The following is an 11,776-nucleotide window of genomic DNA, read 5'->3' on the forward strand; positions in this document are numbered from 1 at the left end:
GTTCCTGCACGGTCCGGCAAACGTTTCCTGTGTGCGTGTCCGCGCCGGCAACAGTGAAAAAAATGCATGAATGCGAAAAAGATTCGCATTCCCGTCGAGCCCCGCACGGAATGCCGCGGAATGCTGGCGGGGGTTGGTGGAATGATGAGGAACAGGGGATTCACCGGCAGGGATGGGACGCTCATGCGCGATCTTCGTGGACTCCGTGTGCTCGTGGTGGAACCCGACAGGACGCTGGCCTCCGTCCTCGAGGAGGCGCTGATTCTGGCGGGCGCGCGGGTCGTCGACGTCTGCGCGGACATGGCGGAGGCCGGACGCATGCGTGCGCCGGAAGGATCGGATGCGATGGTGGTGGGGACGCGCTCCCACCAGGATCCCGCACTGGCCGCAAGAACCGCACAGGCGTGGGGCATCCCGTTCCTGCTGACCTGCGACCAGCCGATGGACATGGCCTCTGCGCGCGCGCGCTGCCTGCCCAAGCCCTTCTGCATCCAGGACCTGGTAGAAGGCCTGAACGGCTGCACGTCCATTCACGAGGCGCCATGAACGGTCGCCCGGAACACCTGCCGGGGCTCCTCGGAGCCGCCGGCGGGGAGGCATGGCCGCCATCCCGCGCGCCGGACCACGACCTGCGGCGCCAGGCGTTCCTGCTGACGCTGATCGACGCGCTGCGGCCGCTGTCCGATCCCGTCGACGTGCAGCGCACCACCTGCGAACTGCTCGCGAACAGGCTCGGCGTCGCCAGGGTCTACTACTACGCCTACGATCCCGGCCAGCATGCCGGCGCCATCCTGTTCGACTACGCATCGAACGGATTGCCCAGCCTGTGCGGCATCGACGGCGGCGGCGACTGGCCCGGCTCGCGGGACGCGTTGGCCCACGGCCGCGATTTCGTCGTCTACGACGCGCGCGCGGAGACCGCGCTGAGCGGCGAGGAACGCGCGGCGATGCTGTCGCTGGGGCTGGTGGCGATCGCCAGCGTCAGCGTGCTGAAGGCCGGGCAGCTGGTCGGGGCGCTGTGCGCGGCCGATCCGGCGCCGCGGCGCTGGGAGGCGCTGGATCTGGACATCCTGCGCGACGCCGCCGACCGGACCTGGGTGAACGTGGAGCGCGCGAAGGCGCAGGAGGCGCTGCGCGGCAGCGAGCAGCGCTTCCGCGAATTCAGCCGCGCCTCGTCCGACGTGCTCTGGATCAGGAACGCGGAAACGATGCGGTTCGAGTTCCGGAGCGCGGCGTTCGAGACGATCTTCGGCACCGTCGGCGCGGGCCATGCGCAGGGCGCCGACGGCTGGCGGTCGCTGGTCGTCGACGAGGACCTGGCCGCGGTGCAGGACGGTATGGAGCGGATCCGCAACGGCGAGCGGCTGACCCGCGAGTACCGCATCCTGCGCCCCACCGACGGCGCGCTGCGCTGGATCCGCGACGCCGGCTTCCCGCTGACCGACGACGGCGGGCAGGTGCGCCGGATCGGCGGCATCGCCCGCGACGTCACCGAGGAAAAGGAAACCGCGGATCGCCTGCAGCTGCTGGTGTCCGAACTGCAGCACCGCAGCCGCAACCTGATCGCGGTGGTGCGGGCGCTGGCCGAGCGCACCCTGGACGAACATCCGGACGTGGGCGCGTTCCGCGAGGTCTTCGGCCAGCGGATGGAAGCGCTGGCGCGCGCGCAGGGCCTGCTGTCGCGGATGCCGGACGCCAGCAAGGTGTCGTTCGACGAACTGCTGAACGCGGAACTCGGCGCGCTGATCGGCGACGACGACGAAGGGCGCGTGTTCCTGGACGGGCCGGGCGTGCTGCTGCCCTATGCCAGCGTGCAGACCCTGGCGCTGGCGCTGCACGAGCTGACCACCAACGCGCTCAAGCACGGCGCGCTCGCCGGCGGCGACGGCGAACTGACGGTGCGCTGGGAAATCCGCCGCGAGGAGCGCGCGCGTCTGCTGTTCGTGGACTGGCGCGAGCGGGTGGCGCATCCCCGCGGCAGCGATGCGACGCGGATGGGATTCGGAAGGGAGCTGATCGAACAGGCGCTTCCCTACCAGCTGGGCGCGAGGACGACCTACGCCTTCACGGAGGATGGTGTCCACTGCACGCTGCTGGTTCCCATCGACGCAGGAGCGGCCCATGGTCAGTCTGTTCAGGAGTAATTGCCACGTGCTGGTCGTCGAGGACGAATACGTGCTCGCCTACCAGTTGAAGACGGCGCTCGAAGGCGAGGGGGTCACCGTGCTCGGGCCGGTGGCCTCGGAAGCCGACGCGCGCGCCGCCATCGAGCGCGCGGAACAGGTCGACGGCGTCGTGCTGGACCTGAACCTGGGCGGCCGCATCACCTACGGGCTGGCCGACTACCTGCTCGCCAAGGACATCCCGTTCCTGTTCGCCACCGGCTACGACGAAAGCGCGATCGCGATGCGCTACCGCCACGTGCCCTATACGCAGAAGCCGGTGTCCGCCGCGTTCGTGGCCTCGGCGCTTGGCTGCGGTTCAGCAAAATAAGCGAATCCGGACGCGGGCTTAACCCGCCCGTGCGGAGAATCGTCCCCATGGTCGAAGCAATGGCGAGAATCCTGATCATCGACGATGATCCTGTCTTCGGGGAATGCGCAGCCGAACTCGCCGCGCGTCATGGATGCGAGGCCATCGTCGCTTCCACCCTGGCCGACGCCAGGGCCAGGCTGGCGACCCGGATGGATCTCATCCTGCTCGACCTGCGCCTGCCCGACGGCTCCGGACTGGATCTGCTGCAGGACATCGACCTGGCCCAGCAGGGCAGGATCGTCGTCCTGACCGGGCATCCCTGCCTGGACAGCGCGCGCCGCGCGGTGTCGGAGCCGGTGGTGGAGTACCTGCTCAAGCCGCTGCCGCCGGACCGGCTGTCCGCGATGTTCCAGGAGGCCGCACAGGCCGCGCACGCGGTGGCGACCGACCGGCAGCTGATGCGGACCGGCCTGCTTGGTCGCTCGCGCGCGCTGCGCGAGGCGGTGGCGACGCTGCTGCGGGTGGCGCCGACCGACGTGTCGGTGCTGCTGACCGGCGAGAGCGGCACCGGCAAGGAACTGGCCGCGCAGACCCTGCACGAAGCGGGCGGCAGCAAGGGCGCGTTCGTCGCCCTGAACTGCGGCGCGGTGCCCGGCGAACTGCTGGCGAGCCAGCTGTTCGGGCACGAGCGCGGCAGCTTCACCGGCGCCATGAACCGGCACGTCGGCGTGTTCGAACAGGCCGAGAACGGCACGCTGTTCCTCGACGAAATCGGCGAGATGCCGCCGCAGCTGCAGGTCTATCTGCTGCGCGTGCTGGAAACCGGCTGCATCACCCGCGTCGGCGGCACCGAAAGCATCCGCACGCCGGTGCGGGTGGTGGCGGCGACCAACCGCAATCCGCTGGAAGCGATCGCCGAAGGCCGGCTGCGCGAAGACCTCTACTACCGGCTGGCCGACATCAGCATCCACATGCCGCCGCTGCGCGAACGCGAAGAGGACGTGATCCTGCTCGCGCGCGCCTTCATTGATCGCCTCAACGCCCGCTACGGCCAGCGCAAGCGGCTGGCGCCCGCCTGCGAGAAGGCGCTGCTGCGGCATCTGTGGCCGGGCAACGTGCGCGAACTGCTCAGCGCGGTGCAGCGCGCCTACCTGCTGGAATCCGGCACGCAGGTAATGGTCGGCCCGGCCGCCGCGCAGGCGCCGGTGCTGCGGGAAACCGACACCTGCATCGTCTTCAACATCGGCACCACCATGGCCGAGATGGAGCGCCGCATGCTGCTGAAGACGCTCTCGCACTTCGGCAACGACAAGACCGCGGCGGCGCGCGCGCTGGGCATCAGCGTGCGGACGGTGCACAACCACCTTGCGCGCATGGCCGAGGAAGGCCGGCCGGGATGCGACGCGGCGGCCTGACCCTGTCCGAAGCACTGGAGCGCGAACACGCGCTCCGCAACGCCTTGAACGTGCTCGAGCTGTCGCTGTCGCTGGCGAAGGACGCGATGGCCGACGGCGACACCGTGCGTGCCTCGGATTTCATGGCGCGCGCGGAGCAGGCCTGCGTGCAGTGCCGGACCCTGTTCGACATCCCGGCGGCGATCGCGCCCGTACCGGCGAAGCCCGACTGACGGAACTGCACGGCGCGGAAGAAATTGCCCGCGCGCAACGTGCCAAAAGCGCGCCAAACCGCATCGCTACGTGTGGCACGCACCTTGCGTGAATCAAGGAGCGGGCCGGACCGCCCGCGCCATTCGCATACACGAGGAGACCGAACGTGCGCAATTCCAGCACTTGCGAGGAATCGAAGACAACCGGCACCGGCGAACTGAAGGCCGTCGCGAAGGAAGCGTGGGAGCTGGGCGCGCACGCAGTGCATGCGGCGGGCAACTGGCTCGACAACATGAGGACATCGAGAATGAAAGATCGCAACCACGAGAACGGACGTCAGCAGGCGCGCAATCAGGGCGGCTACCGCCAGAGCATGGGCCGCGCCAACGACACCATGGGCCGCGACCAGGAATACGGGCGCGAAGGCCAGGGCTATGGCGAATCCGGCGAGTCCGGCTACGCGACCCGCGGCAGCTACGGGCAGCGGCACGCGCCGAAGCGCGAACACGGGCTGGGTCGCGACGACTATCCCTACGACGAACAGTCCTCGCGCGCCGAGGCTCGCCATGGCGGTTACGGCATGGACGAGGCGGAGCGGACCTATGGCCGCGAGTCGCAGCAGCGCGGCGACTGGAACGATGGCGACTGGCAGGGCCAGCGCGGCTCCTACGGCAGCGGCGGCGATCAGGGCCAGCGCTTCGACGACATGCGCGGCATGGGCGGTTCCTCCGATTACCAGGGTTACGGGCAGGGCGGTGGTTATCGGCGATCCGGCTCGGGTTACGGACAGGGTGGCGGCTACCGGCAGTCCGGTTCCGGATACGGGCAGTCCGGCTCGGGTTACGGGCAGCAGGGTGGCGGCTATCAGCAACCGGGTTCCGGCTATGGACAGCGCGGCGGCGGCTATCAGCAATCCGGCTCGGGCTACGGCCAAAGTGGCGGTTACCAGCAGTCCGGTTCCGGTTACGGGCAGGGCAGCAGCTACCAGCAGTCGGGCTATGAGCAGGGTCGGCAGTACGGCGCCGCCTATGGGCAGGATGCCGGCCACCAGCAGTCCGGTTCGCGCCATGAACAGGGTGGCTCGCGACAGTCCGGCTACGGCCGCGAAAGCTCCTATCCGTACGGTGGCCAAGGCTCCGGCTACCAGGGACAGGGCCGCTCCGGCCAGGAGCGCGATTTCGGAAGCCGCCGCGGCCTGGGCCCGCGCAGCTACACGCGTACCGACGACCGCATCCGCGAGGACGTGAACGAACGCCTGATGGACGACGAACATGTGGACGCCTCGGGCATCACGGTCCAAGTCAAGGACGGCACCGTCACCCTGACCGGCACCGTGGACGAGCGCTGGGAGAAGCACTGCGCCGAAGACATCGCCGACGCCTGCAGCGGCGTGCGCGACGTGCAGAACGACATCCGGCTGGCATCGGGAGCGTCGTCTGCGTCCGCGTCTTCTTCGTCTTCCTCGCGAACCGAAGGCCGTTCTTCCGAGTCCGGCACCGGCGCCGCCGGTTCGTCCTCCACCAAGGCGAACTAGGGGACTTCCATGAAGAACATGCATCACGGCAAGCCCCATCGAACGCCCTGGTTGCTGGTGCTGGCCGCCTTCTCCGTCGGATTGATGGCGGGCTGCCAGCCGCGCGACGAGGCGAACGATGAAGCCATGGCATCGGCACGGGATGCCCCGTCGGACGCGCAGGCGTCCGACGGGGCCAATGCGGCGCAGACGGGCACCGACGCCTCGTTCTACAGCGAAGCCTTGCAGAGCGGCGCCGCCGAAATGGCGCTGGCCGAGTACGCCCGCGGCCAAGCCAAGTCCGCCGACGTGAAGGCGCTGGCCGACATGCTGGCGCGCGATCATGAAGCGCTCAACAGGAAGCTTCGCGACGCCTCCGGCATGTCCGGCGATCCCGCGCCCACGGCCCAGCAGCGCGACGAGGACGCGCGCCTGCGCGCCCTGCGCGGCGACGCCTTCGACGAGGCCTGGCTGGATCACATGGCGACGTCGCACGATCAGTCGATCGCGCGCTTCGAGGCGGCCGCCAATGGCGGCGGCACCGATCAGGCCCGCCGTCTCGCGGCGGACGCGCTGCCGGCCCTGCGCAGCCACCGCGATGCCATCGAACGGTTGCGGGGCGGTGCGTCGTCCCCGGCGTCGCCGCCGGTCGCCGACACCGGGACGCCACGCGATGCGGGTTCGTCGCCGACGGAGCAGCCGTGATTTTCGTGCCGCCAATTTCCCTTGCCTTCCGCTCGCGGAAGGCAAGGGATGTTTCGCGGCAGGCGCAACGGGTGGTGCGGATCATGACCGGATGTGCGCGCCGAGCCGTGCAGATGTTTCACAGCCCCGCCGTTTTTTTCGCATCGCGGCGATCCACGACAGGCTGAAAACCGCATCGGGCCATGCGCTTCAAGGTGGCCCGGAATCTGCATGAAACCGGATGCCCTGCGCGAGCCGGGCCATTGATCGAACAACAAGGAGCAAGGACATGCCTACCAACAACCCCACCGGCAAGAATCAGTACACCGACAACGACAAGCGCCACGGCGGCAAGCAGGCCGGTGCCAGCGAGCGTTCCGGTTCGTCGTCGCGCAGCGCCGGCTCGCGTTCGGACGACAACAGGAACAAGAGTGGCGACAGCGGCAAGCGCGGCAGCAGCCGCTGAAGCGGCATCGACGCAGCACGGAATCGTCTTCCCGGAACGGCAGGCCATGAACAGGAAATTGGACGAAGCATTGGACGACAGCTTCCCGGCGAGCGATCCGCCGGCATTCACGACGTCGGCCACGGCCACGGCGTCGAACGATGTCCTGCCCGAACGCGGAGACGACGCCAGGGACGGCAGGCTCCATGTCTATCGCATCGTCGAGGACTGGAAGACCGACCAGGCCTTCAGCGGCGCCGCCAGCGCCGCTGAAGGACGCTGGACATCGAAGGACGCGCCCAGCATCTACGCTTCGCTGTCGCCGGCCGGCGCAATGCTGGAGTTCATGGCGCACCTGGAAGGCAAAACGCCGGAGGCGCTGACGCTGGCCGTCGCCAGCCTCCCGGTCGAGGACGTGCTGGTGCAGGGCGAACTGCTGGAGGACTGGAACCAGCGGCCTTATCGCCCGCAGATCCAGGCCATCGGCGACGCCTGGCACCGGAACCGGAAATCGCTGGCGCTGCGCGTGCCAAGCGCGCTCTGCCCGGACGAATGCAACCTCCTCATCAATCCCGAACACGAACATTTCGACCGCCTCGCCGTGATCCGGCTGCTGCCGATGACCGTGGACGAACGCATCCGCATCTAGGTGCGGTCGATGCCGGTTCGATCCGCTGCGTGACCACATGGACCGATGCGGATGCAGGACGCCTCCTTCACGCGCCATCGGGCACCTTCATCGCAACGGACGAACGGATGACGCCGCCGATGACGACTTCAGGAGCCAAGACCGCGCGCCGCCAGCGCAAGCTGCAGAACAAGGCGGACGCCGCGCCCACGAAGGAAAAGAAGAAGGGCGCCGCCAAGAAGGCGGTGCAGGCCGGTGCCCGCAAGCAGCCGCAGAATCCGCTGCCGGCGCAGCATCTGCGCAAGCCGGGTAAGGAAGCCGATCTCGAACTGCAGCCGCGCTGGCAGGCCCCGGCCTACCGCGGTAGCGGCAAGCTGGAGGGCATGACCACGCTGGTCACCGGCGGCGACTCCGGCATCGGCCGCGCGGTGGCAGTGCTGTTCGCGCGCGAAGGCGCCGACGTCGCCATCCTGTATCTGAGCGAACACGAGGACGCCGAACTCACCCGCGCGGCGGTCGAGGCCGAAGGCCGGCGCTGCCTCGCTATCGCCGGTGACGTGTGCGACAGCGGCTTCTGCGAACGCGCGGTCGCGCAGGCGCGAGAGGCGTTCGGGAAGATCGACGTGCTGGTCAACAACGCCGCCTTCCAGCTGCACGCCGAGCGCATCGAGGACATCGACGACGAGCGCCTGCAGGAAACCCTGCAGACCAACATCGCCGGCTACTTCCACATGGCGCGCGCGGCGATCCCGCACATGCGCCGCGGCGGCAGCATCATCAATACGGGCTCGGAAACGGCGCTGTTCGGCAGCCCGAAGCTGCTGGACTATTCGGCGACCAAGGGCGCCATCCACGCCTGGACCAAGTCGCTGGCCAGCCACCTGCTGGAGCGCGGCATCCGGGTCAACTGCGTGGCGCCGGGCCCGGTGTGGACGCCGCTCAATCCCGCCGACAAACCCGCGAAAGACGTGGCGAAGTTCGGCGAGGACAGCGACATGGGCCGCCCCGCGCAGCCGGAAGAGATTTCCCCCGCCTACGTGTTCCTCGCTTCGCCGGTCACCGCCTCCTACGTCAACGGCGTGATCCTGCCGGTGATGGGCGGGCCGCGCGGCTGATTCCGCCACAACGGAGACGACGATGGCGCGCCCGATCTGGTCCGGCACCCTGTCCTTCGGCCTGCTCAACATCCCGGTGCAGCTGATGCCGGGTACGCGCGGCACCGACCTGTCCTTCCGCATGCTGGACGCGCGCGACAAGTCGCCGATCCGCTACGAGCGCGTCAACGCCGAAACCGGCGAGGAAGTGCCGTGGAAGGACGTGGTCAAGGCGTTCGAGTACGACAAGGGCAGCTACGTGGTGCTGGAGCAGGAGGACATCCGCTCGGCCGCGCCGGAAAGTCACGACGCGATCGAGGTCGAAGCCTTCGTCGACGCCGAGGCGATCGGCCCGCAGTACTTCGAGAAGCCCTATGTGCTGGTGCCGGCGAAGAAGGCGGAGAAGGGCTACGTGCTGCTGCGCGAGACGCTGAAGAATACCGGCCGGCTCGGCATCGCCCGGGTCGTCGTGCGCAGCCGCGAGCACCTGTGCGCGGTGCTGCCGCAGGGCGACGCGCTGCTCTTGGTGATGATGCGCTACCCGCAGGAGCTGGTGGATATCGGCGACTACGCGCTGCCGGCGGGGCAGGCCGGCGACTACCGCGTCAGCCAGCGCGAGATGCAGATGGCCGAGGCGCTGATCGCCTCGATGGAAAGCGACTGGAAGCCGGCCGGTTACAAGGACGAGTTCCGCGCCCGCCTGCACAAGGTGATCGAGAAGCGCATCAAGGCCAAGGGCGGCAAGGTCCGCAGGTCGCTGGAAGAACCCGCGCTGCGCGAGGACGCCGCGACCAACGTGGTCGATTTCATGTCGCTGCTGCAGCAGAGCATCGACGCCAAGCGGCGGACGCCGGCGCGCAAGGCCGCCGCGAAAACGGCGGAGAAGAAGCCGGCGGCAAAGAAGTCGAAAGCGGCGACCAAGCGCGCGGTGAAGAAGGCGAAGTCGGCGCGCTGAGGTTGCGCGATGGTCGCCCGCGCGTTCGGGCGTCCGTAGCGCTTTCGTATTGCTTCTCCGAGGCGCGGGTGATTTCGAGGCTTGTTGACTCGGCCCTCAAATGGTTTCCGGTAGAGCGCAGCTTGCTGCGCTGCCTGGCGTTTAGCCGAGCAAGCTCGGCTCTACACAAAGCGGCGGCGGACGCGACCATTTGAGGGCCGGATCAACAGGTACCCGCTTTCCGCCGCTGCGCGCGGAGGAAGCGCAGCGTCGCCGCCTCCCACTGGCGCTCGCCGCGCGCGTTTCGCGCATGACGGCCGAGTTGATCGGCGCGCCACGCTTCGAACACGCAGGGATCGATGTAGGCGCTGCGGCAGACGCTGCGGGTGTTGCCGAGCGCGGCGGCGACCTGCTCGATCACGGCGTTCTCCAACTCCGCCAGTGCACGCTCCGCGGCGGGGCGTCCGTCCTCGCCGGCCGGAAGCATCGTCGCGGCCAGCGCGCGGAACGCCATGGCGGTGGCGCTCCAGGTGCGGAAGTCCTTGGCCGAGAAGTCCTCGCCCATGCCGGCGTGCAGCCAGGCGTTGACGTCGGACGAGTTGACGGGGTGGCGGCGGCCGCCGCCATCCACGTACTGGAACAGGCGCTGTCCCGGCAGCTGCTGGCAGCGCCTGACCAGCCGGACGAGGCGGGCGTCGGTCAGCGGCACCTCGTGCGATTTCCCGGACTTGCCGTTGAAGCGGAAACGCAGGCCGCCGCTGCGCATCGCCTGCACGTGCCGGTTGCGCAGCGTGGTCAGGCCGTAGGAACGGTTGCTGGCCGCGTATTCGGCGTTGCCGATGCGGATCAGGGTGGCGCCCATCACCGCGACGACCATCGCCACGACCTTGTCCTTCGGCAGGCCGGGCATGGTCAGCGCCGCCCGCAGCGCGCGCCGGAGCCGGGGCAGGGCCGCGCCGAACGCGATGATGCGCTCGTGCTTGTCGCGCCGGCTGCGCCGGATCCAGTCCGGGTGATAGCGGTATTGCTTGCGGCCGCGCGCGTCGCGACCGGTAGCCTGGATATGCCCGTGCGGGTCGCTGCAGATCCACACGTCCGACCAGGCGGGCGGGATCGCCAGCGCACGGATGCGCGCCAGCGTCTTCGCGTCGGCGATGCGGCGGCCTTTCGCCGACACGTAGTGGAAGCGCGCGCGTCCGCGCCGGCGGATGCCCGGCATGGTGTCGTTGACGTGGCGGAGCCGCGCGCCGCTGGTCATGCGTTCGCTTGCGTCGCCCGAGGATTGCGCCCGCCGCCACGCGCCGCGCCCGCCGGCTTGCCCGCGGGCTTCAGCACGCCTCTCTGCGTGTAGGCGGGCGGCGAATAGAAGTTCACGGTCACCAGAGGCGAGCGGCCGGTGTTGCGGATCTCGTGCCGCTCGCCGCGTTCGATCAGCAGCAGGCTGCCTCGTCGCAGGCGCCGTCGCGCACCTTCCACGATGGCGAGGCCGCTGCCTTCGACCACGAACAGCCACTGGTCGGCGCCGGCATGGCGGTTGTCCGGGCCGCCCTCCTTGTCGCCAGGCGCGATCACCATCTCCGCGGCCTGGACGCCGCGATGATCGAAGGCGATCCGGAAGCCTTCGCCGAGCTTGCAGGTCTTGGATCTCATCCCGGCGATTCCTCCGCGCTCATGTCGGTGCGCTTCCGGTAGCGCCCGCGCCGCGGATGCCGAATGGATCGGCGCCGCCGCGGACCGGGCGCACCTCGGCCCGGCAGGTATAGCGCAGCACGTGCAGTGCGGCGCGCTTCAGCGCCGGCGTGCGCGCCGCCGTGCAGTCGCTCGGCACCCATAACCGGTAGTCGCGCATGTGCGCGTCGATCGCCGTCGCCAGCACGCAGGAGTCGGCGGCGATGCCGGCGATCGCGAGGCGGTCCACGTCGAGCTGCTGCAGCAGCACCGGCAGCGCCGTCGCCATGAACGCGGAATGCTTCGGCTTCAGCACGTAGAAATGACCGTCTTCCGGCGCCAGCCGCTCGGCGAGGCGCGCCGACGTGCCGCCCAGTGCCAGCGACGACGCGACCAGATCGGGGAACCCGCCATGCCAGTCCGTCCAGTTGTCGTTGGCGTAGATCACCGGCAGCCCGGCGGCGTCGAAGCGGTCGCGCAGCGCCCGCAGCGGCGCGTGGATGGCATCGGCCGCGGCCGCGAGCGCTCTCGCGCCGTCGAACGCGAAGTGGTTGATGACATCGACGATGAGCAGCGCGAGCTTCGGCATCCTGACGTCGGCGGGGGCGACGGACCGACGTTCGCATGTGGGGTGTCAACGCGGGTTGAAATCGACGGCGTGCCCGCTTCGGGTGAGACGCTTCTGGTCTAGTTGCTGGTTGCGATGCGGGGGTTCTTGTTCGCCTAAA

The 11,776-nt window shown here is 69.1% G+C and carries 14 protein-coding genes; 11 read left to right on the forward strand and 3 right to left on the reverse strand.

Going from position 1 to position 11,776, the window contains the following annotated elements:
• Positions 1 to 183: 183 nt before the first annotated feature.
• From H9L17_RS13635 to ku, 11 genes are all read left to right on the forward strand, one after another.
• Positions 184 to 546, forward strand: coding sequence for an ANTAR domain-containing protein (locus tag H9L17_RS13635; protein WP_187569961.1), 363 nt, complete (start codon positions 184 to 186; stop codon positions 544 to 546).
• Positions 543 to 2,144 (forward strand): sensor histidine kinase, encoded by a 1,602-nt coding sequence (locus H9L17_RS13640; protein ID WP_187569962.1) that lies wholly within the window; start codon positions 543 to 545, stop codon positions 2,142 to 2,144. The genes H9L17_RS13635 and H9L17_RS13640 overlap by 4 nt, the downstream gene beginning before the upstream one ends.
• Entirely contained in the window at positions 2,122 to 2,493 is a 372-nt protein-coding gene (locus H9L17_RS13645) for a response regulator (protein ID WP_187569963.1), read from the forward strand. The genes H9L17_RS13640 and H9L17_RS13645 overlap by 23 nt, the downstream gene beginning before the upstream one ends.
• 59 nt (positions 2,494 to 2,552) lie before the next feature.
• Positions 2,553 to 3,890, forward strand: coding sequence for a sigma-54-dependent transcriptional regulator (locus tag H9L17_RS13650; protein ID WP_187569964.1), 1,338 nt, complete (start codon positions 2,553 to 2,555; stop codon positions 3,888 to 3,890).
• The gene (locus H9L17_RS13655) at positions 3,872 to 4,102 is read left to right on the forward strand and encodes a hypothetical protein (RefSeq protein ID WP_187569965.1); all 231 of its coding nucleotides are present in this window, start codon (positions 3,872 to 3,874) and stop codon (positions 4,100 to 4,102) included. Before H9L17_RS13650 ends, H9L17_RS13655 begins: the two co-directional genes overlap by 19 nt.
• 146 nt (positions 4,103 to 4,248) lie before the next feature.
• Positions 4,249 to 5,616 (forward strand): BON domain-containing protein, encoded by a 1,368-nt coding sequence (locus H9L17_RS13660; protein WP_187569966.1) that lies wholly within the window; start codon positions 4,249 to 4,251, stop codon positions 5,614 to 5,616.
• 57 nt (positions 5,617 to 5,673) lie between these two features.
• Entirely contained in the window at positions 5,674 to 6,300 is a 627-nt protein-coding gene (locus tag H9L17_RS13665) for a DUF4142 domain-containing protein (RefSeq protein ID WP_246455232.1), read from the forward strand.
• 268 nt (positions 6,301 to 6,568) lie between these two features.
• A complete protein-coding gene (locus H9L17_RS13670; RefSeq protein ID WP_187569968.1) occupies positions 6,569 to 6,745 on the forward strand; it encodes a hypothetical protein in 177 nt (58 codons plus the stop codon).
• A gap of 46 nt (positions 6,746 to 6,791) precedes the next feature.
• Entirely contained in the window at positions 6,792 to 7,373 is a 582-nt protein-coding gene (locus H9L17_RS13675) for an RES family NAD+ phosphorylase (protein ID WP_187569969.1), read from the forward strand.
• 107 nt (positions 7,374 to 7,480) lie between these two features.
• On the forward strand, positions 7,481 to 8,467 hold the full coding sequence (locus tag H9L17_RS13680) for an SDR family oxidoreductase (RefSeq protein ID WP_187569970.1): 987 nt from the start codon (positions 7,481 to 7,483) through the stop codon (positions 8,465 to 8,467).
• 22 nt (positions 8,468 to 8,489) lie between these two features.
• On the forward strand, positions 8,490 to 9,401 hold the full coding sequence (gene ku / locus H9L17_RS13685) for a non-homologous end joining protein Ku (RefSeq protein WP_187569971.1): 912 nt from the start codon (positions 8,490 to 8,492) through the stop codon (positions 9,399 to 9,401).
• A 202-nt stretch (positions 9,402 to 9,603) separates the two neighbouring features.
• On the opposite strand, the gene H9L17_RS13690 is transcribed toward ku, so the two are convergent.
• Genes H9L17_RS13690 through H9L17_RS13700 form a run of 3 tightly spaced genes read right to left on the reverse strand, consistent with a single transcriptional unit; the run spans position 9,604 to position 11,637 of the window.
• Entirely contained in the window at positions 9,604 to 10,638 is a 1,035-nt protein-coding gene (locus H9L17_RS13690; protein WP_187569972.1) for a DNA topoisomerase IB, read from the reverse strand.
• Positions 10,635 to 11,030, reverse strand: coding sequence for a cupin domain-containing protein (locus tag H9L17_RS13695; RefSeq protein WP_187569973.1), 396 nt, complete (start codon positions 11,028 to 11,030; stop codon positions 10,635 to 10,637). The genes H9L17_RS13690 and H9L17_RS13695 overlap by 4 nt, the downstream gene beginning before the upstream one ends.
• Before the next feature lie 19 nt (positions 11,031 to 11,049).
• A complete protein-coding gene (locus H9L17_RS13700; protein ID WP_187569974.1) occupies positions 11,050 to 11,637 on the reverse strand; it encodes a cysteine hydrolase family protein in 588 nt (195 codons plus the stop codon).
• Positions 11,638 to 11,776 lie beyond the last annotated feature (139 nt).

The sequence above is a fragment of the Thermomonas brevis genome (assembly GCF_014395425.1).
In the GTDB taxonomy this organism is placed as follows: domain Bacteria; phylum Pseudomonadota; class Gammaproteobacteria; order Xanthomonadales; family Xanthomonadaceae; genus Thermomonas; species Thermomonas brevis.